The 21,878-nt window shown below is 60.3% G+C and carries 20 protein-coding genes; 17 read left to right on the top strand and 3 right to left on the bottom strand.

The genetic code is table 11. The features are described 5' to 3' along the window. Positions 1-51: 51 nt before the first annotated feature. From gspG to Q1U94_RS00670, 5 genes are all read left to right on the top strand, one after another. Positions 52-537: a type II secretion system major pseudopilin GspG gene (gene gspG, locus Q1U94_RS00690; RefSeq protein ID WP_366917241.1), complete on the top strand. Its 486-nt coding sequence runs from the start codon at positions 52-54 to the stop codon at positions 535-537. Between the two features lie 10 nt (positions 538-547). Continuing rightward, the gene (locus Q1U94_RS00685; protein ID WP_300540888.1) at positions 548-1,018 is read left to right on the top strand and encodes a prepilin-type N-terminal cleavage/methylation domain-containing protein; all 471 of its coding nucleotides are present in this window, start codon (positions 548-550) and stop codon (positions 1,016-1,018) included. A 482-nt stretch (positions 1,019-1,500) separates the two neighbouring features. Then, positions 1,501-2,937, top strand: a complete 1,437-nt coding sequence (locus tag Q1U94_RS00680) for a hypothetical protein (RefSeq protein WP_300540886.1) — start codon at positions 1,501-1,503, stop codon at positions 2,935-2,937. 208 nt (positions 2,938-3,145) lie between these two features. Then, positions 3,146-4,957, top strand: a complete 1,812-nt coding sequence (locus Q1U94_RS00675; RefSeq protein WP_300540884.1) for a GspE/PulE family protein — start codon at positions 3,146-3,148, stop codon at positions 4,955-4,957. 22 nt (positions 4,958-4,979) lie between these two features. Next, a complete protein-coding gene (locus tag Q1U94_RS00670) occupies positions 4,980-6,182 on the top strand; it encodes a type II secretion system F family protein (protein ID WP_300540882.1) in 1,203 nt (400 codons plus the stop codon). Between the two features lie 9 nt (positions 6,183-6,191). On the opposite strand, the gene Q1U94_RS00665 is transcribed toward Q1U94_RS00670, so the two are convergent. After that, positions 6,192-7,124, bottom strand: a complete 933-nt coding sequence (locus tag Q1U94_RS00665) for a sulfotransferase (RefSeq protein ID WP_366917237.1) — start codon at positions 7,122-7,124, stop codon at positions 6,192-6,194. On the opposite strand from Q1U94_RS00665, the gene Q1U94_RS00660 reads away from it, so the two are divergent. Then, on the top strand, positions 7,086-7,778 hold the full coding sequence (locus tag Q1U94_RS00660) for a hypothetical protein (protein ID WP_300540877.1): 693 nt from the start codon (positions 7,086-7,088) through the stop codon (positions 7,776-7,778). The genes Q1U94_RS00665 and Q1U94_RS00660 overlap by 39 nt on opposite strands. Beyond that, positions 7,768-8,736 (top strand): hypothetical protein, encoded by a 969-nt coding sequence (locus Q1U94_RS00655; protein WP_300540874.1) that lies wholly within the window; start codon positions 7,768-7,770, stop codon positions 8,734-8,736. Before Q1U94_RS00660 ends, Q1U94_RS00655 begins: the two co-directional genes overlap by 11 nt. A gap of 6 nt (positions 8,737-8,742) precedes the next feature. Here the strand turns inward: Q1U94_RS00655 and Q1U94_RS00650 are convergent, their stop codons facing one another. Next, positions 8,743-9,696: a GDP-L-fucose synthase gene (locus tag Q1U94_RS00650; protein ID WP_300540871.1), complete on the bottom strand. Its 954-nt coding sequence runs from the start codon at positions 9,694-9,696 to the stop codon at positions 8,743-8,745. A gap of 4 nt (positions 9,697-9,700) precedes the next feature. Further along, on the bottom strand, positions 9,701-10,774 hold the full coding sequence (gmd, locus tag Q1U94_RS00645; protein ID WP_300540869.1) for a GDP-mannose 4,6-dehydratase: 1,074 nt from the start codon (positions 10,772-10,774) through the stop codon (positions 9,701-9,703). Positions 10,775-10,973: 199 nt separating this feature from the next. Between gmd and Q1U94_RS00640 the strand changes: the two genes are divergently transcribed. From Q1U94_RS00640 to galE, 10 genes are all read left to right on the top strand, one after another. Next, positions 10,974-11,927 carry a hypothetical protein gene (locus Q1U94_RS00640; protein WP_300540867.1) on the top strand — a complete coding sequence of 318 codons (954 nt, stop codon included), beginning with the start codon at positions 10,974-10,976 and terminating at the stop codon, positions 11,925-11,927. Next, the gene (locus tag Q1U94_RS00635; protein WP_300540864.1) at positions 11,927-13,336 is read left to right on the top strand and encodes a hypothetical protein; all 1,410 of its coding nucleotides are present in this window, start codon (positions 11,927-11,929) and stop codon (positions 13,334-13,336) included. Before Q1U94_RS00640 ends, Q1U94_RS00635 begins: the two co-directional genes overlap by 1 nt. Then, complete coding sequence (locus tag Q1U94_RS00630; RefSeq protein WP_300540861.1) at positions 13,333-14,277, top strand: sulfotransferase; 945 nt, start codon at positions 13,333-13,335, stop codon at positions 14,275-14,277. The genes Q1U94_RS00635 and Q1U94_RS00630 overlap by 4 nt, the downstream gene beginning before the upstream one ends. A gap of 56 nt (positions 14,278-14,333) precedes the next feature. Further along, entirely contained in the window at positions 14,334-16,187 is a 1,854-nt protein-coding gene (locus tag Q1U94_RS00625) for an exostosin family protein (protein WP_300540858.1), read from the top strand. A gap of 68 nt (positions 16,188-16,255) precedes the next feature. Then, positions 16,256-17,095, top strand: a complete 840-nt coding sequence (locus tag Q1U94_RS00620) for an FkbM family methyltransferase (protein ID WP_300540855.1) — start codon at positions 16,256-16,258, stop codon at positions 17,093-17,095. Positions 17,096-17,226: 131 nt separating this feature from the next. Further along, a complete protein-coding gene (locus Q1U94_RS00615; protein ID WP_300540852.1) occupies positions 17,227-17,916 on the top strand; it encodes a class I SAM-dependent methyltransferase in 690 nt (229 codons plus the stop codon). A 22-nt stretch (positions 17,917-17,938) separates the two neighbouring features. Further along, on the top strand, positions 17,939-18,331 hold the full coding sequence (locus tag Q1U94_RS14100) for a GtrA family protein (protein WP_366917236.1): 393 nt from the start codon (positions 17,939-17,941) through the stop codon (positions 18,329-18,331). Further along, the gene (locus tag Q1U94_RS00610) at positions 18,321-19,259 is read left to right on the top strand and encodes a glycosyltransferase family 2 protein (RefSeq protein ID WP_300540850.1); all 939 of its coding nucleotides are present in this window, start codon (positions 18,321-18,323) and stop codon (positions 19,257-19,259) included. The genes Q1U94_RS14100 and Q1U94_RS00610 overlap by 11 nt, the downstream gene beginning before the upstream one ends. Before the next feature lie 3 nt (positions 19,260-19,262). Further along, a complete protein-coding gene (locus Q1U94_RS00605; protein WP_300540847.1) occupies positions 19,263-20,837 on the top strand; it encodes a glucosyltransferase domain-containing protein in 1,575 nt (524 codons plus the stop codon). Positions 20,838-20,873: 36 nt separating this feature from the next. Further along, the gene (gene galE, locus Q1U94_RS00600) at positions 20,874-21,854 is read left to right on the top strand and encodes a UDP-glucose 4-epimerase GalE (RefSeq protein WP_300540844.1); all 981 of its coding nucleotides are present in this window, start codon (positions 20,874-20,876) and stop codon (positions 21,852-21,854) included. Positions 21,855-21,878 lie beyond the last annotated feature (24 nt).

Genomic DNA, 21,878 nt, shown 5'->3' with positions numbered 1-21,878 from the left:
ATTTCAGAACTTGCGTCCCGGACAGTCGGTGGCATCGGGGCTTTTTGCGGTATCCCGCCGCGTCCGGCCGGGCGTTCCCCGCGGGGGCGCGTCCTGCGTCTGCGCGCGGGCTATTCGCTGATGGAAGTGCTGATCGCCGTCGCCATCATCGCCACCCTGGCGGCCCTGGTGGCGCCGCGCCTGTTCGGCCAGCTCGACAGCTCCAGACAGGCCGCCGCCCTCACCCAGATCCGCATGGTCGAGACCGCGCTCGACACGATGCGCCTCGATCTCGGCCGCTATCCCACCCAGGACGAGGGCCTGGCCCTGCTCGTCGCCCCCAGCGCCGATGCCGGCGCGGTCTGGAACGGGCCCTATATGGATGGCGGCCTGCCGGAAGATCCCTGGGGCACGCCCTTCCAGTATGAGGCCGGTGACGATCTCTCCCGCCGCGGCCGGGTGTTCAGCCTGGGCGCCGACGGCGCACCGGGCGGCGAGGGCCTCAATGCCGATATCGATCCGCGCCGTGCCGGCCAGCCGGGCGACGATATCGGCTAGGGGCAGGCCCATGGCGAGCAATCCGGCGCGCTGGATCCGGCCGGGCGATAGCGCGTCCGGCAAGGGGCGTCGGCGCCGCACCGGCCGGCAATCCGGCTACAGCCTGCTCGAAGTGCTGATCGCCCTGGCCATCCTCGCCCTGGCCGTCGCCATGTCCATTCCCTCCATGTCCGCCATGCACGAACGCCACCAGGTGCGCCAGGCCTTCGCCGGGCTCAATGCCTGGATCCTGGACCAGCGCACCGGCGCACGCCTGGCCGGCGCGCCGGCCCGCTTCGAACCCGGCCCGCTCGCCCTCCCGTCCGGGGCGATGCCCCGGGGCTGGCAGGCCGAACTGCTCGAACCCTGGCGGGTCTTCCCCTCCGGCGCCTGTGCCCCCGGACGGGTCCGCATACACTCGCCCCGCCAGCGCATCTGGGAACGCCCGCTGGCCGTCCCGCAATGCCGCGCCCGGCTGCGCGTGCCCCCGGAAGGCGGCTGACGGGGCAGGCGGATGACGGGCCAGGCGGATGACGGGGCGGCTGACGGACGGCTGAACGGGCCGGCCCCGGCCGCGTGCCGTGCGGCCGCCGGACTCTGAACGGATAGGTAGCATGGCAATCCGGACACAGGTGGCCGCCAATCGGGCCGCCCCCTGACGGCCCCGGCCGGGCCGGGCCGGGCGGAAACTGTTGCGAAACTGTTTATTTCTCAACCATATGACAATGAAGCCTTAAGCCTGCGAAACCCCGGCATCGCCGCCCCCTTTTTGCCCGATTCACAGTTGACAGCTTCCGGGGGATAAGCTTTTCTCCTGCTCAGCGTCGCGAGGGTTCTCGGGCGCGAAAGGTCTTAAGGGGAGGAGTTGTCGTTAAGGCTTCCGCTTTGGCGAGGGCTGTCGAACTTGGACCCGGATCGTTTGAAAACCGTCGTGGCAGCTGTCATGGCCATGACTTTTATGTGTAGGAAAGAGGGGGACTCCCTATGAAAATGGTAAAACTTCTCACTGGCGCGGCGGCTATCGCCCTTCTCGCCGGTGCGGCTCAGGCCCAAGAATATTCGTCCGTTGACGGCACAGCGGGAACGGATTTCGTTAAAGACGATATCTTGGCGAACGAGTGGGATGGTGATCTTGCGGGTAACGTCATCATCGGGTTTAGTTCTGGTGGTGACGACCTGTTCTCTACTGTCGGTGGGGGTGAAGTCGTTTCGTTTGACGTTACGCTGACCAATGCTCGTTTCTCGACCTCGGTTGCTGCTGGTGTGTGGAACACCAACGTGGGTGCCGGTGGCGAGTGCGAATTTGGTAATGTCGCCCGCGGCGGCGGTTCCGGCCAGTCCTTCATCGGCTGGGACAGCCAGGAAGCTAACCTCAACGCTTGCGACAACGCCGATTTTGACGCAGACGTTGGCGATCTGACTCTGCCGATCGAGCGTATCGACCCGTCGCTGCCGGTCTCGATCGAAATGTCGTTCGCGCCGGTTGGCAGTGCTAACTTCACGGAAAACACGGTCAATGAAGACCTTGTTACTCTGAAAGACGCCTACACGCCGTCTGTTACGGCTGGCACCGAGGCGGACAACCTGCTGTCGATCGACGGTTCTGCCACGGCCGGCGGTTTCACCGGCGATCTCGGCAACCTGACGCTCGGTTTCGACGGCACCGGCCCGATCCGGACGGATGCCTTCGCTGCAATCGCCGCGGGCAATGGCGTGGACTCCGTCGAAGTGGTCATCCAGTTCGACGACATCACCGGTGTCGCTTCGGTCACCGTCGACAATGCTTGCGTTCTCGACGATGTTGCCAACACCGCGACTTGTGACGTGGACGTTGCCGATGTTGACGATGGTGACGTTGACGTGACCTGGACCCACAATGGCACCGACATTGTCGCCGAACAGACTCCGACCGCCACGATCGATGTGACGTCCGCCACCGATTACGATGTCGCGGGCTTGGCCGCTACGGCTCTGGCCCCGATCACGTATGATGACGGCCTGGAAAGCATCACTCTGCAGGATCGCAATGGTGACACTGCGGAGTTCGCCTGGGTTAACCTGCGCGCTTCCGGCGGTACCTCCAACGCGTTCCGCGTGACGGGTATCGAGTCCGATCTGGCGACGGTCACCGGCGAGTGCGTCATGGTGCACGTTGGCGCCACGAGCGCTGCGCTGCCGGGCGACTCCGAAGCCTGCATCGGCGGTGCCACCGTCTCGGCAAGTGAAGACGGCACCTGGACGGCCACCTTCCAGTCGGCCGATCTGGCCGCGGCTCTGGGCATCACCACGGAAGCCATCAATGGCGACGTGACCTTCTCGGTCAAGATCGACGACTCGATCGGTGCTGGTGCTCCGCAGGTGGAGCGTCTCCTGTCCCGTAACGGTATCGTGACGGGTACGGGTTTCGACCTGAACCAATAAGCCGAGCTTCAGCTCTGCGAATTGGGAAGGGCGGCTTCGGCCGCCCTTCTTTTTTGTGCGCGGCCGTCCGGTGCGTGCTTCAGTGGCGGGGCTTGCCAGCGGGGCGGTGGCGCGGTCTAACTCGACGGGTGGAACCGCCGGGCGTTTTCCGGCGGGCGCGAGCGTGAAGGCCATGGCGGGGGAGACGGTCATGGCAGGGGTCGGGATCATGGATCAACGCCGCATCGGTGAATTGCTGCAGGAGGCGGGCGCCATCTCGGCGTCCGATATCGAGCAGGCGCTGGCCTATCAGCGCGAGACACCGGTCCTGTTCGGCCAGGCGCTGCTGCGTCTCGGCGCCGTCGCCGAGGAGCGCCTGCTCGCCGCGCTCTCCGATCAGCTCGGCCTGCCGCTCGTCCCGCCCGGCGACCTGCCGCGCGAGGAGGCCGCCTACGCCCTCGCCCCCGCGGCGCTGGGCCTGCCCCTGCGCTGGCTCGGCGAAAAGGGGGCCGTCCTGTGGTGGGCCGCGCCCGGCGGCAACGATACCGGTTTCGCTCCCCTCGATGGTGAGGCCGCCGCCTCCGCCTCTTCGGACACCGCACAGCTCGTGGTCTTCGCCCGCAATCCGCTCGATCCGGGCCTCAACGAACGCCTCGGCGCCGCCTGGTCCGGCCAGACCCGCATGGTCCTCGGCCCCAACCGTCTGCTGGAAAGCGCCCTGGCTCGCCTGCAATCGGCCGGCGCGCGCACCCGCGAAAACGCGCTGACCGATGTCGAACGCCTGCGCGAAATGGCCGAGGAGGCGCCGGTCATCGATTTCGTCAATGCCGTGTTCGAGGACGCCCTGCGCGACGGCGCCAGCGACATTCATATCGAACCCTTCGAGCATGAATTCCAGGTCCGCTTTCGCGTCGACGGGGTGCTGCGTCTGGTCCAGACCCAGCCCAAATCCCGTTTCGACGCCGTCGCCTCGCGCATCAAGCTGGTCTCGGCCATGGACATCGCCGAGCGCCGCCTGCCCCAGGACGGCCGCCAGACCGTGCGCTTTGCCGGCCAGGACATCGACCTGCGCGTGTCCTCCCTGCCCGGCGCCTGGGGCGAAAGCCTGGTCCTGCGCCTCCTGCGCAAGCGCCAGGAACTGCCCTCGCTGGACGGTCTGGGCCTGATGGGGGCCCAGCGCCAGGTCTTCAACCGCGTAATCCGCGAGCCCAACGGCGTCATTCTCGTTACCGGCCCGACCGGCTCGGGCAAATCCACCACGCTCTACCGGGCGCTGGAACTGGTCAATGACGGCCAGCGCAAGATCATCACCATCGAGGATCCGGTGGAATACGACATGGACGGGGTGACCCAGGTGCAGGCGCGCGCCGATATCGGCTATGACTTTGCCCGCGGCCTGCGCGCCATCCTGCGCCAGGATCCCGACGTCATCATGATCGGCGAAATCCGCGACGGCGAGACGGCGCGCATCGCCATCCAGGCCGCGCTCACCGGCCATCTCGTCTTTTCCACACTGCACACCAACACCGCGCTCGGCGCCATCGAACGCCTCACCGATCTGGGCGTGGAACCGTTCCTGGTCTCCGCCTCGTTGCGCGGCCTGCTGGCCCAGCGCCTCCTGCGCCGCCTGTGCACCGAATGCGCCGCTCCCGCCCCGCCCGACGCGGTGAGCGCCGCCGAACGCCTGATCGACCAGGCCGCGGCACGCGGCGTGCGCTGGCCGGCGGGCGCGCTGTCCGAACCCGCCGCCTGGCGCGTTCCGGCCGGCTGCGACGCCTGCCGCGGCCAGGGCTATACCGGCCGGATCGCCGTCTACGAGGCGGCCGCTATTGACGGCGCCGTCAAGGAAGCCATCGCCCAGAATGCCGGCCAGGAAGCCATTCTCGACGCCGCCCGCCGCGCCGGCTTCCTCTCCATGCTTGAGGACGGCCTGCTGAAGGCGCGCGCCGGCACCACCTCTATCTCCGAAGCGATGCGTGTGCTCGGCGGTGCCGGCGAGGACCCCGGCCTGGCCGGCGCGCCGCACGCGGCGCGGGCCTAGGCTCCAGGGGAGGCGGCACGTCATGGCCAGTTTCGCCTATAAGGGCCTGAAGAAGGACGGGGCACCGGTCGAGGGGCGGATCAGCGCCACGGATCAGCCCGGGGCGATCAGCCAGCTGCGCGCCCAGGGCATTCTCGCCTATGAGGTGCGCGCCGTCGACGGCGAGGGCCGCCGCTTCGACCGCCGCCGGGCCCGCCCCAAGGACCGTCACCGTTTCATCCGCCAGCTTGCCACCCTGTTGCGTGCGGGATCGCCGCTGCTGGCCTCCTTCGACAGCCTGCTCGAAGAGGAGCCCTGCCGCGAACTCAACGAGCAGATGCGCGCCATCCGGTCCGATCTGCGCGGCGGCGGGCGCCTGTCCCAGGCGCTCACCCGGCACATGCCGGAACTGCCCGACTACGCCCCCCGCCTGGTGGAACTGGGCGAGGCGACGGGCTCGCTCGATGCGCGGCTCAACGAGGTTGCCGCCCAGATGGAGCGCGATCTTGCCTCGGTCGAGGAAGTGCGCAACGCGCTGGCCTATCCCGCCTTCCTCGCCGTGGCGGGTGTGGGTGCGGTGATCTTCATCTTCATGTTCGTGGTGCCGCGCTTTTCCGCCCTGATGGACAATGCCCAGGCCGAAATCCCGGCGATCTCACGCATCGTGCTGGGCATCGGCCAGTTCTTCAACGCCAACATGCCGCTGGTGCTGGGCGGGGCTGTCGTGCTGATCATTCTCGCCGTGCAGGTCTGGCGCACCCCCGCCATGCGCCGCGCCGCCACCGCGATCGCCTTCCGCACGCCGGTTCTGGGGCGTTTTCTCGAGGCCAGCGACACGGCGCGCTGGGCCCGCGTCACCGGTACCGCGCTCTCCGCCGGGGCCGGGCTGATCGACGCGCTTGCCCTGGCCGAACGCGGCGTACTTTCGCCGCGCCGGCGCGAAGGGCTGGAACAGGTGCGCCGCGCCGTGCGCTCGGGCGAGATGCTGGAAGTGGCCCTGCGTGCCCACACCACGACCGATGCCATGACGCTCAACCTGGTGCGCACGGGCCGCCTGTCCGGCGCGCTTGCGGAAATGCTGATCTTCGTGGCCGAGGCCGGCGAACAGGATGCCCGCAATCTGGCCAAACGCCTCACATCGATGGCAGAACCGCTGGCCATCGCCTTCATCGCCTCGATCATCGGCCTGATCGTGATCAGCCTCGTTCTGGCGATGTCCAGCCTCTATAGTTTCGACATCACCTGACTTCCGGGCTCACAGCCAGCCGTGGTCCGCGCAGAACTCGCGCTGGGCGGCGGTGAATTGCGACAGGTCCGCCTCGCGCCAGCGTCCGCGGCTTTGCGGCACGAACACGCCCTGGCAGGCCCGGTCCAGCCGGTCCGGGTCGGCTCCGCCGCCCAAGGCCGACCAGACCTCGCCCAGTATGGCGGACGGTGTCTCCACGAAGCGTTCATAGTCCAGCATCGCCGTGCGTCCGGGATAGCGCACCTGGCGTTCCATCTGCGCCTTGTAGGCGCGGATCCACACTTCCAGCTGCGCCGCGGGCACCGAATCGAAGCGTTCCGGCGCAATCCCCATGTCCGGTCCCCACCGTTTCAGCTGATTCAGATTGGCGCTGAAGGCCATGTCCAGCGGGTGGCGGTGCACGAACAGGAAGCCCGCATCCGGCCAGGACTCCAGGATGGCGTCGGCGAACATGTGGCTGTTGGGCTCCTTGATCATGAAGGGTGCGCTGCCGGCCGGTCCGCTCCGCTCCACGATCGCATCCGTCAGGGCATCCAGCGGCGGCGCCAGCCGGTGGTCCCCGGTCTGTGCGATGGCCCGCATCGCCGCCAGCCGTTCGGCCGGGGCGGGCAGGGGGGTGCCCATCCAGCCGGTGCGCACAAACAGATAGGTGAAGGCCAGGCAGTCGCGCGACCGGTTCAATGCCGGACCATGTCTGTAGCCGAGCTTTTCGAACGCTTCCGCCACGGCACGCGTTCCCGAACCGCCCAGGGCGCCGATCGCGAGCACGTGCGGTCTCAGGGCTTGGACGGATGTTGTCATCGGCGGGCTCCGGTGATCTGTAGCGATGGCTCGTCGCCGCGCGCCGCTTCCGCTAACCTCGCGCGGCGCCGTGACGGGGATGGACCGAGGGGATGTCCGGAAATGAGTAAAGGCACCTGCTATATCGTACTGGGGATGCATCGCAGCGGCACGAGTGCCCTGACAGGAACCCTGCTCGAGGCCGGAGTTTATCTTGGACGTGTGCTCGATCAAAGTATCAAGCGGAACCCCAAAGGGCTGCAGGAAGCGCCGGCCGTGCTCTACATGCAGGAGGACCTGCTCAAGGCCAATGGCGGCTGCTGGCACGAGCCACCGGACGTCATAGAATGGGGGCCCCTGCACACCGCAGTGCGCGACCTGTTCATCGAATCGCGCGCGGATATGGCCTGCTGGGCCTTCAAGGATCCGCGCACTCTCATCACCCTGGACGGCTGGCTGGAGGCCCTGCCCGAGGCCAGGCCGCTTGGCATATTCCGGCACCCCATGGCCGTCGCCCGATCGCTGGAGAGCCGCAACGGCTTTCCGATCGAAAAGGGACTGGCGGTCTGGCTCGCCTACAATTCACGCCTGCTGGACTGGCAGCAGCGTCTGCATTTTCCAGTCGTGCAATGCCTGAGCGATACCGTGGCCATGCAGAACAAGCTGCGTGATCTGCTTGCCGCGCTGGACCTGGAGACACGGGCTCCGCTCGATTTCTTCGATGCCAACCTGCAGACCGTTCGCGAATCCGAAGAGGACAGACTTCCCGATCCGGTCCGGAGCGTATGGGATGGCCTGCTTGCCCATGCACTCTGACACCACCATACGACCACTATCGACCCGGCTGTTCCCCAAGTTCAAAGGGGCCAGCGCCTACGCCCTGAGCGGAATTGCCGCCCGCTGCGACTGGATCGTTCTCTCGGACCGTAGCGAACCCTTCGTGGAAGACCGGTTGCAGACGGATGTCGCGACTGTACGCACCATCTTTGTTTCCTTGCGCTCGCACGAAGCGGCGCTGCGGCACCTGTTCGACACCGTTGTTCCCCGTCTGACCGCGCCCTTTGTACTGGTCACAGGGTCCGAGGATGTCACGCTACCCAACCAGACTGACAAGCGCTGGCCGCCCCTGTCCGAAGAGCTCCGCAACAAGTTGGTGCAATTGCTCGATAATCCGCTTCTCATACGGTGGTTCTGTGAGAACATGGATGCGCGGATCCATAGCAAGCAGGAAGCCCTACCACTGGGCCTGGTATTTCCCGATGCAGAGCAGGATGTTGAGCTGCCAGTGCCCGATTGGGGTGATATCGGACAGCGTTACCGGCGGGTATTGTGTGCCCACCGCGTTCGTGACGGCGCACAATGGGAGACACGCAAGACAGTCACAGAGCTGGCCAAGGCACATTGGCGCAGCTTCGCGACGATCCTGGAGGAACCCGTGAGCGAAGCTGCGTTTGAAGCGCTAATCCGCTCCCACGCTTTCGTGTTGTGCGTGGAAGGTGGCGGGCTCGATCCGTCCCCCAAAGCCTGGCAAACCCTGCTCCACGGTGCCATCCCGATCGTCCGCCGAACGCCGCTGACGGAGGCCTATGACGGGTTCCCGATAGCGATTGTGGATGACTGGCGAGGTTCCGCTCTCAACGCGGACAAGTTGGAATACTGGTTTGAAAAACACTTCCGCAGCGGACGGTTGATGGCGCAGCGCGATCAGGTCATCGAAAAACTTGGCCTGGACTATTGGTGGCGTCGGATCCGGTCGTGCTTGCCAGGAACTTGAACCTGCTCAGCTTTCCTGCAGGATCGCCTCCTCATGGGTGAGGAACCAGTTGTACGCGTCGGCCAGCCCGTCCCGCAGACCGATCGAAGGTTGCCAACCCAGGGCGCGGATTTTATCGGCGCTCATCAATTTTCGGGGCGTGCCGTCCGGCTTGCTCAGATCTTTTGTCAATTCTCCCTCGAAACCGACGACATTCATGACCTGGCGCGCCAGCTCCTCGATGGGCAGGTCTTCCCCCGAACCCACATTCACATGGCCGGCGTCAGAATAGACCTTCATCAGGTGCACAAGCGCATCGGCGCAGTCATCGACATGGAGAAATTCACGTCTCGGCGTGCCGGTGCCCCAGATCTCCATCGATGGTGCGCCCAGCCGCTTGGCTTCATGAGCTTTTCGAAGAAGCGCCGGAATGACGTGCGAATTCGTCGGATGATAGTTGTCGCCGGGGCCATAGAGGTTTGTCGGCATGGCGGAAATGAAGTCCGCCTTATATTGTCGCCGATAGGATTGGCAAAGCTTGATTCCGGCGATCTTGGCGATCGCGTACCACTCATTCGTCGGCTCGAGCGCACCGGTAAGCAGCGCATCTTCCACGATAGGCTGTTCGGCAAATTTGGGGTATATGCAGGACGATCCGAGAAACAACAACTTCTCCACGCCCACCTGGTGTGAGGCATGGATAATGTTCGAGGCGATCATCAGGTTCTCGAACAAAAATTCTGCTGGATACGTGTCGTTGGCCAGGATACCTCCGACCTTAGCCGCAGGGACGAATACCGCGTCCGGCCTCTGGTCACGCATCCACCGTGCCGTGGACGCTTGGTCCGTCAGATCCAGCTCCTGACGCGAAACCGTTAGTATTTCACTCGGCCGCTCGCGGTGCAGGCGCCGGACCAATGCCGAGCCGACCATGCCCCGATGACCGGCGACCCAGATCCGCTTGCCTTCCAGCGTGTACATCGGGCTATACCTCACCGTGATTGGAACGGTAGGCCGCTTCGGTTTCGATCACCTTGAGATCGCTTTGCACCATCTCGCTGACGAGGTTCGGGAATGAGGTGTGATGTTGCCAGCCCAATACGTCCTTGGCTTTCTTCGGATCGCCGATCAACAAATCAACTTCCGTTGGCCTGTAATAGCGAGGGTCAACCGCAACCAGTTCACGGCCCGTCTTCGTACAGCGACCGATCTCGTCCACGCCCGAGCCATTCCATTCAATCGTGACGCCCACTTCGTTAAACGCCAGTTCGACGAACTCCCGAACCGTGTGGGTTTCGCCAGTGGCCAGGACGAAATCGTCCGCCTTGTCCTGCTGAAGAATTCGCCACATTCCCTCAACATAATCGCGGGCATGACCCCAATCCCGTTTCGCGTCCAGATTGCCCAGATAGAGCTTGCTCTGACGGTTCTGGTGTATGGCCGCAACGCCGCGCGTGATCTTCCGGGTCACGAAGGTTTCTCCCCGGGTCGGGCCTTCGTGATTGAACAATATCCCGTTAGAAGCGTGCATATTATAGGCTTCTCGGTAGTTCACCGTGATCCAGTAGGCATAGAGTTTTGCCGCTGCATAGGGGCTGCGGGGGTAAAAGGGCGTAGTTTCGCTCTGCGGTACTTCCTGAACCAGCCCATAGAGCTCCGAGGTTGACGCCTGGTAGAAGCGTGCCTTCTCCTCGAGGCCGAGAATACGGATGGCTTCGAGAAGGCGCAGGGTGCCAATGGCGTCAGCATTGGCTGTGTATTCGGGTGTCTCGAAGCTAACCATCACGTGGCTCTGAGCGGCCAGATTGTAAATTTCGTCTGGCTGTATCTGCTGAACCAACCTGATCAGGTTGGTCGAGTCTGTCATGTCGCCGTAATGCATGAAGAAGCGCGTACTTGCTTCATGTGGGTCGACATACAGGTGGTCGACCCGCTGGGAATTGAACGAAGATGCCCTGCGCTTTAGCCCGTGGACTTCATATCCTTTGTCCAGCAGGAGTTCGGCAAGGTAAGCTCCATCCTGTCCGGTGACGCCGGTAATCAGTGCACGCTTCGTCATGAAAATCTCGGTACTCGAAAGATGGGAACCCAGTGTGAGCTGCCCTGTTAGACTGTCGCTCAACCGATGACAAGTTTTCGCCTGACCCTGCCGGACGCCCATATGTCGCGGGCAGACGGGCGCTGGTGACGCGAACTTGTTGCCCGATCCCTTGTGGGTTATCGGAGAGTATAGAGACGGCAGGAAAAGGGGTGTGAACTTGTTTCATACGATTGCGCATTCGGATCTGGCGCTTGGGAGCGATGCCGGCTCAGCGCTGGACGGTGCGGCCGAGCCGTTCGATCTCGAGGCCCTGCTAAAGCGCTTGCGGAGCGATGCGAAATCGCAGTTAATCGTCTGGGCGGCGCCCCTGCAGGAACTGATCGCAATCAGCCTCATGGCAGGGACGAAAGCCACCAAGGCGCTGGATGGCGTTCAGGCGCGGGCCGAAGACGTTCTGAAACTTTATAGGCAAGCGCGCCGCCAGGTTCTGATCTTACCCGCCGATGTCAGCCGATTGTCGTCGAATGAGGTATCGCGCGCTGCAGCGAGCTATTTCGAGAGCCGGACACGGCTCGTGTTCAAGGTCGGGCCGGAAGAAGCACCCGAGATCACCCCTGCATTCCTTCTGTACCGATTGGCAGCAGGAGCCGCTGTAGACGCTAACCCGTCACTCAAACGGCTGGACCAGGAACTTACGGCCAGTATGGCCCAGCTGGTGACGGATCCTGGTGTCACGAAGCGGGACGCGGACACTGTCTTGGAAATTCTGCCGGACCTGCTCCGCAGTGCGCCGGCCGCCGAAATCCTGCCAGCTGGTGTGGATGAGGGCCCAGTGGGGCCACTCGATTCCGTGCGCGCGCTTGTCGCGGAGCTGCAGAGTGCCCTACTGGCCTGCCAGCAGGAACTTGAATGGTATCACCGCTTGTCTACGCAGAAGACCGGGGGGCTGGAACAAAGACGGCTGGAGCGAGAGCTGGCCGCGACCCGCGCAGACCGGAACGGGCTGCGTGACCGGCTGGCAGAACTGGAAAAACAACACGCATTGGCGCTGGAGGACGCCGGCCAGCTTCGAGCGGCTCTTCACGAAACCCGAAGCTCCACATCGTGGAAATTGACGGCGCCCCTACGCAAGTTGCGCGGTAGTGGCGTGTCCAGCGAGGCTCGTGAGTAATGGAACAGCTACTCAATCCTGCAGGCGGTCGCTACGGGCTGATCGTGCATATCGGTTGCGGCGAGGATGCGGGGCGCTTCTGGGAAGAGCGGGCGGATGACCTGGTGCTCGTCGAACCGGATCCTGACCGGGCGCTTGCCGTGCGTGATTGGGTCGAGCGTAGCGGCAAGGGCACTTTTGTCCAAGCTGCAGTGGCCGAAGGGGCTGGGGAGGCGGCGTTTCTGCGGACAAGCTTCAGCGATATGAACAGTCTTCGAGCCATGACTGGCGCGATGACACTCTTCCCCGGCCTCCAGTCTCTAGAGTCGGTGCCAGTCAAAACGATCCCCCCCCGGGGCGTGCTCGCCGGCCGGGATCTGGAGAGGATCGCCGGTGCTACTGCACTGGTTGTCGATGCCCCATCGGAGGCGTGCCTGGTGCTTGCCGACCTCGATGATGCCGAGCTCCTTGATTTCTTTGACGACATCGTCGTGCACGTACCGGAATCGCCTTTACATCAGGGCGGAGCGGACAGGGCGGCGCTGGAGGGCTGGCTGAACCAGACGGAGCGTCGGATTGAATGGGAAGCCAATCCCAGCGATCCCGAACTCCGCTATGGTCGTATCCGCCGGGATTGGGTGGCGCGGAACAAGCGGCAGGAGCGACAGATCGCAGACTTGAAGCGCGCCCTGGAAGGTATGCGCAGCGAACGCGACGGCTTCAAGGACGAGTTGGAGGCGCTTCGAAAGGAAATCGGGACCTGCAAGCAGGCGCGTGACAAGGCTGCGCAGGACGCCAAGGCGAATCTCGATGCCCTGGAGGCGAAGCGGCAGCAGCAAGAGGCGCTGAAGCAGGAACTCGAATCGGTCAGGGAGGCACGTGCCAAGGCCGCGGAAGAGGCTCAGGCCGCCATTGACACCTTGGAAGGCATGCGCAGCGAACGCGACGGCTTCAAGGACGAGTTGGAGGCGCTTCGAAAGGAAATAGTGACCTGCAAGCAGGCGCGTGACAAGGCTGCGCAGGACGCCAAGGCGAATCTCGATGCCCTGGAGGAAATGCGCAGGCAGCGTGACAGCTTGAAGATTGAATTGACGGCCGCCCAGGCTCGTGCAGACGAGCAGAGCCAGGCCGTCCAAAGGCTGGGGTCCGAGCTGGAAGGCCTGCGCGACGACAACCGTCTGTCGCTGCGGATACAGAGAATAGCTCAAGCCGATCTGGCCGATCTACAGGAGCGTCATTCCGCACTGGCAGACGAGAAACGGCAATTGGAGAACTTTCTCGACGAGCTTGCCCACAAAGTAATGTTGGCCTCCTCGACGGAGGACCGCGCAGTGTCCGATACACGGGCCAAGAAAACGGGCTCGGCGTCCAGAACGTCTGCAAGACGAACGACGAAGGCTGCTACCAAGCGCCAGGCCAAACCGTCATGAGCGCACTTACCCCGGGGTCTGCGGCAAACTCGCTGGTGGCCGACGGTCAGTTGGCCAGGCCGACTGTCGACGCGATCGACCGGTTGAGCAAAAGCGATCTCAACCGGCTGGCCGGTCTTTTGAAGCAGCGTCCTCCTCGAGAGGCGGTGCCGATCCGCACCATACACCATTTTGCTTGCACCGGCGGAACGTTGATTGCCAAGGGCCTGCAATCGCAACCGAACACGCTTTTGCTGAGCGAAATGGACCCGCTCAGCACCATTCAGTTAACGACCCAGAGATCGCGCTTCGCTCCGACGGACCCGATCCTGCTGGCGCGCAGTGCGCTCAGTCCGATCAGCGATATCACCGCAGTGGAAATGTTCGTTGCTGCCATGAAGGTGCTCCACGATCGCATGAATGGTATCGGGCGAAGGCTTATCCTTCGCGATCATGCGCACTCACAGTTCTGCACCGACGTTGACTGGCGTCAGCGTCCAAGCCTCGCGGATATGCTCACTGAAGTGGCCCCGCTCCGGTCGATCGTCACGGTACGGCATCCGATCGATTCATTTCTTGCGCTAGACCGGAACCAGTGGTGTCATTTCTCTCCGCCAACGCTCGACGAGTATGCAAGGCGCTATCTGGCTTTCCTGTCCACCTATGAAAATGTCCCGATCGTGCGGTATGAAACTTTTGTTTCCGACCCCGACGAGACTATGCGCGGTATTTGCAAACAGCTGGATCTGCCCTACAACTCAGACTGGAAGGCATTAATATCAGTGATGAGGCTGTCGGGGGACAGCGGCCGCCGGGGAAACAAGATCGCACCGCGCGTTCGCAGGGAATATTCGGAAGAACTGGTCCAAGAGGCTCAAATGAGCACCTCCTATCAGGAGTTGTGCGTCAGATTGGGTTATGACGCCGAAATTGATAGGTTTGGCGGCGGTGCCGAGGGCTAGTCAGTGAAATCGATAGTGAACGACCCGTTGCCACAAGAAATTAAGAAGGTGAGCGTGTGACGATTTCTCTTTTCATGCCGTATTTCAGTCCTGCTGAGGAGGGCAGGCGGAAAGAGCTTGAGTTTTGTCTTGAAAGAAACAGAGGCAATGACCGCATTGCGCACATTTATCTGATGGTCGACGATGAATCGGTCGTGGATACTGCAGGTGGGCACGTAAGCGTCATCAGGATGGACCGGCGCCCCACCTACCAGGATTGGACGCAGCTCGCCGAGGCATGCTGTCCCGATCACATCTCGATTTTGGCTAATGCCGACATTTATTTTGACGAGACTGTCAGCCGGCTGGAAGAGGTGTTTGAGGCCGATCCGACGGGCTTCGTGGCGCTAAGTCGGTATGAGCTTCAGGGCAATGAAACCAGACTCCATCCGAACCCGCACTGGTCCCAGGATACGTGGGCCTATTTACCCGCCAAGGCGTCCAATCCCGACCGCGATCGCTGTCTCAATTTCCCGCTTGGCGTGCCACGCTGCGATAACAAGGTGGCGTATGTCTTCGCGGTCTATGGCCATGCAATCTACAATCCATGCCGCGAGGTCCGCAGTATACACGTACATGAGACGGGATTGAGGACCTATGACAAGAAGGGCGATATGCGCATCGTTGGTGGTGTCGCCATGGTTCATGCAAGCGATGGGATAAAGGATCCGGCAAAGCTGGATTTGGAGATGTGGCCGATCAAGAGCGAGCAGTTCGAGGCGGTCAAGATCAACAAGTCACTGGAGCGCTGGGCTCAGGAACGCGGCACACCGCTGCCGCCGGTCAAGCGGCCCCAGCCCATATCGGACGACGATCCGCTTAGGGCGCTCTCCCGTACAGCGTTTACCAACATAGAAGCGTCGCCGCGCCCAGCACGCAGCGATGATCTCTATGTCGACCGGAACATTGTGGCTTACGATACGCATTGGCAGCATCCCGCGATCACCGAACAGCATGCGTTCAATCAGGTTCGTCTCCTAGCGCTACGCCAGGGCGGCGCGGCCTATCTTGGCTTTCCTTGGGCGACGCTAATTGATGTGAGCAATCACAATTTGACAGACAATGACCGGCTGAACGAGTTGCGGGATGGTTTGGAGCGTGCCGCTAAGGCTGTTGCTGGATATGAGCGGGTTGTCACGGTCTGCCAGCATATCCACATGCTGAAATTTCCGGAACTGTTCGATGCGGCGGGAGTGACGGATGTTTTCTGGTCCCACGCCACCCACGCGCAGGTCCGGTTCGGGGCGGATGACAGTATCGCCATCCATCCTTTCCCATTGTATCCCGTGCAGGTCGCGGATGGGTCGGACGAGCCCATCGAACAGCGGAAGTATCTATTCTCCTTCGTAGGGGCAAAGGCCACGCCGATCTATCTGACGCAATCCAGGACCTATCTTCTGGAAGAGTTGAAGGATCACCCCCGTGGTCTGGTTCGTGACCGCGATACGTGGCATTACAACAAGATCGTCTACGATCACCAGATTCTCAAGCGGACCGACAATCACCTCGGTCTTGTAGATTCCAAGGCCTCGGACGAGTTCAGAGAGATTATGGGGCAGACCCAGTTTGCCTTATGCCCATCCGGAACGGGGCCGAACTCCATCCGGTTGTGGGAGGCCATTGCGAGCGGGGCCATTCCTGTGGTCTTGGCCGATACTTACAAATCCCCCGGCTCACAAACAATCTGGGAGCAGGCTGTCATTCATTGCGCAGAGGACCGCAACAGTATCCGGTCCCTGCCGGAGCGGCTCGAGGCGCTTTCCTCCGATGTGGAAGCCCTGCGGCGTAGGCGGGCGGCCCTGAAGATGCTAGCCGCTCGGTACGGCCGTGCGAACTTCGTCCCAGATGTCCTGAACACGCTACAGAAGTGACGAAACCTGGCAGCGGATCGGCCGGCGCAATTGCGTTGGCTCGATGGCGTTAGAAAGTGAATATGACAATGGTGAGCCACGACCCGATCTTCTCCGAATTCCAACCCGTCAAAGTCGAAGCCGATGGTGCTTCGGTTTATGATTTTCTGGGAGTGGCGACCCAGGCCCGCTTCAAGAAGGGGTGGGAGAGGTTCGCGCCGTCGGCGGGCACGATCTATCAGCCGAATCTGCCTGTTCTCAACGAACATTATCTCGACTGGGTCGTCGTGCTGGAAAGCGTTGCACGTGCCCATGACACCTACCGGGTCGTTGAACTCGGGGCAGGCTGGGGGACCTGGGCATCTGCTGCACTTGCCGCCTGCCGCCAGAACTCGCGGATTGGCTCTGTGGAGGCTGTTGCAGTTGAAGCGGATCTCACACATTGGAACTGGATGAAAGACCATTTTGCCCAGAACGATTTCCCGTCCGACGGCGTCCACCTGATCCACGGCGCGGTTGGTGCGAGATCAGGCAAAGTGTCGTTCCCAGTAATCGATAACCCGGACGAGGACTATGGCGCTTCGACGCGCAACCAGTCTGCGGCTGAATATGTCAGTGTGCGGGCCTACACGATCCGGGAGGTGCTCGACCTGTTGTCGGGGCCTGCCGACTTCATGCATGTCGATATCCAGGGCGCGGAGTATGATGTCCTCCCGACTGCGATGGGCCAGATGAATGACAAGGTGAAAGCGGCTCTCGTCGGCACTCATATTTCCTCGGAGCATCACCATTCCATGGTGAAACTGTTCAAGGATGCCGGCTGGCGCATCCGCATGAATTACGAACGCGGACAGTATTGTGAGACGCCGTATGGCCGAATCCAGCTCGGCGACGGTGTCGTCGTTGCGGAAAATGCAAGGTTCGTTTAGAGGACAGGCCGGGAGTCAACGGAAGTGCCCGTGGCCTAGTTGAATATGGGCCGCTCTCACGTTGACGAGCCGGAGAGCGCCTGTCAGAGGCACGGGTTATACGGTTGGGATAGTTGCTAGAGGGGGCCGGTATGGATCGGGCCGAATTCGATCAATACGCCGATGCGTACGACGCGCAACATGCCGCCAATATTGCGATAACCGGAGAAGCTCCGGACTATTTTGCGGAATACAAAGTTAGAGAGACCAGTCGGGTCGCGCGTCAACACGGTACAGAGCCCAAAATCATCGTCGATTTTGGATCTGGCATCGGAAATACGCTCCCGCACATGAATACATACTTTCCCGATGCGCAAACATATGCCGCAGACGTTTCGGAAAAAAGCCTTCAAATTTCGGAAAGACGATTTCCCGGTGTTGCGGAAAACCTGCTGATAGATCGATCAATTCCACTTCCGGACGAGAGTGTCGACCTGGCATTTACCGCTTGTGTTTTTCATCATATTTCTCCTGAAGAACACGGGTATTGGCTAACGGAAGTCCGCAGAGTCTTGAGAAAGGGTGGTTTGTTTGTATTGTTCGAACACAACCCGCTCAATCCGCTGACAGTTCACGCAGTAAATACGTGTCCTTTTGATGAAAATGCTGTTCTGATCCGCAGCGAGCTGATGAAGGCACGCTTCCAGTCGGCTGGATGGGAAACCATCGAAACCAGATTTCACGTCTTCTTTCCGGGGGTTCTAAAATGGATGCGACCCGTTGAGGCGCTCCTGAAGTGGCTGCCGCTCGGAGGTCAATATTCCATAGCCGCTCGGAAGTAGAAGGGTGCTTATATTAAATCAAATGTTTAAATATATATCCACCGGTGTATTGAACACTGGATTGGGCGCGATCTCCATATTTTCATTGCAGTTTATCGGCGTCAATTACGTTCTCTCAAACATGCTAGGCTATTCCGCCGGTTTGGCGGCAAGCTTTATTGTGAATAGAGCGTGGACGTTTCGGAGGCGCGATGCCGTTTCAGCGTTCGAAATAGCGAAGTTCATGATTGTATTTTTTATATCATATACCATAAACATAAGTGTTGTAATTGTATTTGTTGAGATCTTGAAGGTAAATTCTTATTTGGCTCAAATGGCGGGAATTGTTTCCTACGGCGCCATAAATTTTGTCGGATTACGTTACGTCTTCATGCGGGTTGATTCAGCGGAGAAGGGGGAAGGTGATGCTGCCTAGGCTTGTGGTCGTGGTTCCCTGCTACAATGAGCAAGAGGTCATTCCCGTCAGTGGCCCAGTATTTATCGACGCTATTTCGGAACTTGTTGAAAAGGGGTTGGTGTCGGACGACAGCTATGCCCTTCTTGTCGATGATGGCTCTCGTGACGAGACTTGGAGCCTCATTGCTCAATTGGCCGCGAGCTCAAGCCGAGTTCAGGGGGTCAAATTGTCCAGGAACCGCGGTCACCAGATTGCCGTGTATGCGGGCATTGCGAATGCACAGGGAGATCTCGTGGTCACCATTGATGCGGACCTGCAAGACGACCCTGCTGTCATTGAGCTCATGGTGCGGAGGCATCTGAAAGATGGTTGTGACGTCGTTTATGGGGTGCGGGCCGATAGAGAAACCGACACGGTATTCAAGCGAACAACGGCGGAATGGTACTACAAGCTTCTGAAAAAAATGGGCGTGGAAGTTGTGCACAACCACGCCGACTTTAGGCTGATGAGCCGGCGAGCCGTGGACAGCTTTCTCGAGTACAAGGAGGTTAACTTATTCTTGCGCGGTTTGGTGCCGATGCTGGGTTATAAATCCGGTATCGTGGAGTACTCCCGGTCTGAACGGTCGGCAGGTGAATCGAAGTATCCACTTGCTAAAATGCTGTCGCTCGCCTGGGAGGGAATAACATCACTGTCAATCAGGCCATTGCGGTTTATAACCGCTCTCGGTGTAGTGATATCAATGCTCGCCTTCGCCACGTCGATTTTTGCGTTCGGAGCAGCAATAGCGGGTGTGAGCGTTGAGGGCTGGGCATCCGTGATCATCGCGATCACCTTCTTCGGCGGCGTGCAATTGTTCGCATTGGGCCTTATAGGTGAGTACATCGGAAAGTTGTACCTCGAGGCCAAGCACAGGCCCAAATATTTTGTCGAGGAAAGGACGTAGGCGATGAAGGCGAACGTATTCGCCCGGGCAATCTTGCTTGACGCTGAAAAATTTCTAATTGAGATTGGACGTGGCGCCCGAGATGAATTGGTCGATCGGCGCGGCACAATTATTTATTTCTTGGTGTTGGGTATATTTACCTACTTTATTTTCTTATCTCAATTCTTATTGGACAACCACGCGTTTCGAATGCCCTGGCTGGCGGAGAACGAGCAAGTCCAAAATGGCCGATGGATGGGACCGGTGATCGGCTGGATTCACTATGGCGCAAATGTTCCCGTAGTGATGCCGATGCTATCTATTTCCGCAACAATTTTATCAACGTTAATCGTTATTAGAATATACAATAATAATATAAAAACCAGCGCGCTATTGATATTTGGGTCTTTAATTATTGTTTGCCCCATAAATTTGGCGTTTTTTTATTATGGTTTTATGTCGCCGATATTTTTCTTCGCTAACGCATTTGCTTGTGCATCCGCTCTGTTGCTGAGTAGGTTGAGCCTGTGGAGATTTGTCATAGCGGTCGCAATGATCGTCTTCATGTTCGCGACTTATCAGGCGGCAGTCGGTGTCTTAGCCGTATTAGTACTGACAGGGGTAATATGGCGATCCTGCGCCAATGAAGGCACCGGCCGCCAAGCCGACGCAAACATCATATCCCGAGTTGTTGTGGTGTGGGCACCCGCTTTGGGTGCGCTTTGCGCGACGATTTTGGGTCTGACTGTATATATGCTTAGCATTCAGTACCTGCCGGACAACGGGAAGGCGATCGATATTTCTGACTTCGGGGCGTTGGCCAATCGTGTCAGGCAGGTGTCATTTGTAGCGTTTCGGCACTTGCTGGCGACGCAACCAGACATGCTTGATGCGTCGAAGGCGGCGTTTGGTATGCTTGTTGTCGCGGCGGTCATGACGTCACTTGTTTCTGCTCGCACCAACCTTGTCTCGCTGTTCAGCCTCGTTGTGGCTTGGCCATTGGCAGTGCTGGCAACAAAGGCGATATTTTTTATATCTGATCCGGGAGGTATATATCAATATAGGTACAATTCTGGCCTTATTTATTTTTACGCCTTTTGCGCCTTATTTACCCTCGAGCGCCTCCCCCGGGGGGTGGTGCGTAAAGCAATGCTGGCGCTGTCTCTTTTCGTGATCATCGTCTCCGTGCAAGCTGATCTTGTCCGGCAACATGTCCTGCTGCGCGGCCAGCAGCGTGACCTGGCTACCTTCAATCGAATTCTGTACCGAATTGAATCACTTGAAGAGTTCGATCCCAATCAACGCTACGATCTGGTGCGGGTGGGGCATCTTCCGCGATACCGGCTTCAGCTGCTTCGATCGAGGGGCCGGGACTGGGATGAGATCGCCGACGGGCACATGGACTATGGCGAGATTTCCGACCTTTGGGTCGACGATCACGTCTTTGGACTTCTGGGGTCGGCCGTCAAACTAACCTACGGGCCCACGCAGACGGCTCAACAGATCCGGGAAGAAGGGCTGTTGGAAGGTCGTACGCCTTGGCCCGCGCCCTCTTCCGTCTTCATCGATGGGGACAGGATTGTCATTTACATCGGCTAAGTGCCTATTTTGTAACCGAAAAGCATGGGGCGCGAAATGAAGCGCATTCTGGTTGTAGGGGGTGCCGGCTATATTGGCTCGCATGTTTGCAGGATGATCGCGGCACGGGGAATCGAGCCGATTGTTTTCGACAACTTGTCTTCGGGTCACAGGCACGCGGTGAAATGGGGGCCTCTGGAAGTCGGTGATATCCGGGTTCAGGGTGATATTGAACGGGTACTGGCGCGGTACAAGCCTGACGCCGTCATGCATTTTGCAGCGTGTATTGAAGTGGGCGAAGGCGAGCGGTCTCCGCTGAGGTTCTGGACGAACAACACAGGCGGTGCGTTGAACCTGTTGAATGCAATGGCGACGACCGGTGTTGAAAATCTGGTCTTTTCGTCAACATGTGCCGTCTACGGACAGCCCGAGTTTGTCCCAATTTCGGAGCGACAAGCGTGCCACCCCCTGAGCGTTTATGGACGTAGCAAGCGGGCGGTCGAACAGATCCTGTCAGATGTAGCCAATGTTGGTGGTGTGAGGTGTGCGATTTTGCGCTACTTCAACGCAGCAGGCGCCAGTCCGGACGGGGATATCGGTGAAGAACACGATCCGGAAACCCATTTGATTCCGAACGCCCTTAAGGCTGCTGCAGGTATCGGGCCGAAAATGAAATTGTTCGGGACCGATTATCCGACCCGTGACGGCACGTGCATCCGCGATTACGTCCATGTTCTGGACTTAGCAGATGCGCATCTCGCGGCCCTGGACATGCTCAAAATGGGCGAGCGGAAGATCGTGGCCAATTTGGGGACTGGCGATGGTGTGTCAGTCCTCGAGATCCTCGGCGCGATCGAACGCATCACAGGGCTGACACCAAAGTACGAGGTTTGTGAACGCCGGCCGGGCGACGCTCCGGTGTTGTCTGCTGACACGGCCTACGCGGAAGAGCTACTTGGGTTCAATCCGGTCAGGTCGGATATTGACACAATCATTGAAGATGCCTGGCGTTTTCACCGACGCCAATGGGGCATCTAGCTGGGAGCTCTCAATAGGTCGTCC

It is taken from the genome of Maricaulis sp. (assembly GCF_030149515.1).
Lineage (GTDB): Bacteria > Pseudomonadota > Alphaproteobacteria > Caulobacterales > Maricaulaceae > Maricaulis.
Note: the sequence above shows the minus strand (reverse complement) of the source record. Positions and strands in the feature narration are given on the sequence as shown.

Excerpts from the sequence above, each read along its gene's own strand:
- gmd (WP_300540869.1), bottom strand. The coding sequence starts at position 10,774 with ATGACGAAGCGTGCACTGATTACCGGCGTCACCGGACAGGATGGAGCT.
- Q1U94_RS00620 (WP_300540855.1), top strand. The coding sequence starts at position 16,256 with ATGGTGAGCCACGACCCGATCTTCTCCGAATTCCAACCCGTCAAAGTC.
- Q1U94_RS00675 (WP_300540884.1), top strand. The coding sequence starts at position 3,146 with ATGGATCAACGCCGCATCGGTGAATTGCTGCAGGAGGCGGGCGCCATC.
- Q1U94_RS00670 (WP_300540882.1), top strand. The coding sequence starts at position 4,980 with ATGGCCAGTTTCGCCTATAAGGGCCTGAAGAAGGACGGGGCACCGGTC.
- Q1U94_RS00610 (WP_300540850.1), top strand. The coding sequence starts at position 18,321 with ATGCTGCCTAGGCTTGTGGTCGTGGTTCCCTGCTACAATGAGCAAGAG.
- Q1U94_RS00605 (WP_300540847.1), top strand. The coding sequence starts at position 19,263 with ATGAAGGCGAACGTATTCGCCCGGGCAATCTTGCTTGACGCTGAAAAA.
- Q1U94_RS00635 (WP_300540864.1), top strand. The coding sequence starts at position 11,927 with ATGGAACAGCTACTCAATCCTGCAGGCGGTCGCTACGGGCTGATCGTG.
- Q1U94_RS00665 (WP_366917237.1), bottom strand. The coding sequence starts at position 7,124 with ATGCATCCCCAGTACGATATAGCAGGTGCCTTTACTCATTTCCGGACA.
- Q1U94_RS00655 (WP_300540874.1), top strand. The coding sequence starts at position 7,768 with ATGCACTCTGACACCACCATACGACCACTATCGACCCGGCTGTTCCCC.
- Q1U94_RS00650 (WP_300540871.1), bottom strand. The coding sequence starts at position 9,696 with ATGTACACGCTGGAAGGCAAGCGGATCTGGGTCGCCGGTCATCGGGGC.
- Q1U94_RS00680 (WP_300540886.1), top strand. The coding sequence starts at position 1,501 with ATGAAAATGGTAAAACTTCTCACTGGCGCGGCGGCTATCGCCCTTCTC.
- Q1U94_RS00630 (WP_300540861.1), top strand. The coding sequence starts at position 13,333 with ATGAGCGCACTTACCCCGGGGTCTGCGGCAAACTCGCTGGTGGCCGAC.
- Q1U94_RS14100 (WP_366917236.1), top strand. The coding sequence starts at position 17,939 with ATGTTTAAATATATATCCACCGGTGTATTGAACACTGGATTGGGCGCG.
- Q1U94_RS00660 (WP_300540877.1), top strand. The coding sequence starts at position 7,086 with ATGAGTAAAGGCACCTGCTATATCGTACTGGGGATGCATCGCAGCGGC.
- Q1U94_RS00615 (WP_300540852.1), top strand. The coding sequence starts at position 17,227 with ATGGATCGGGCCGAATTCGATCAATACGCCGATGCGTACGACGCGCAA.
- Q1U94_RS00685 (WP_300540888.1), top strand. The coding sequence starts at position 548 with ATGGCGAGCAATCCGGCGCGCTGGATCCGGCCGGGCGATAGCGCGTCC.
- galE (WP_300540844.1), top strand. The coding sequence starts at position 20,874 with ATGAAGCGCATTCTGGTTGTAGGGGGTGCCGGCTATATTGGCTCGCAT.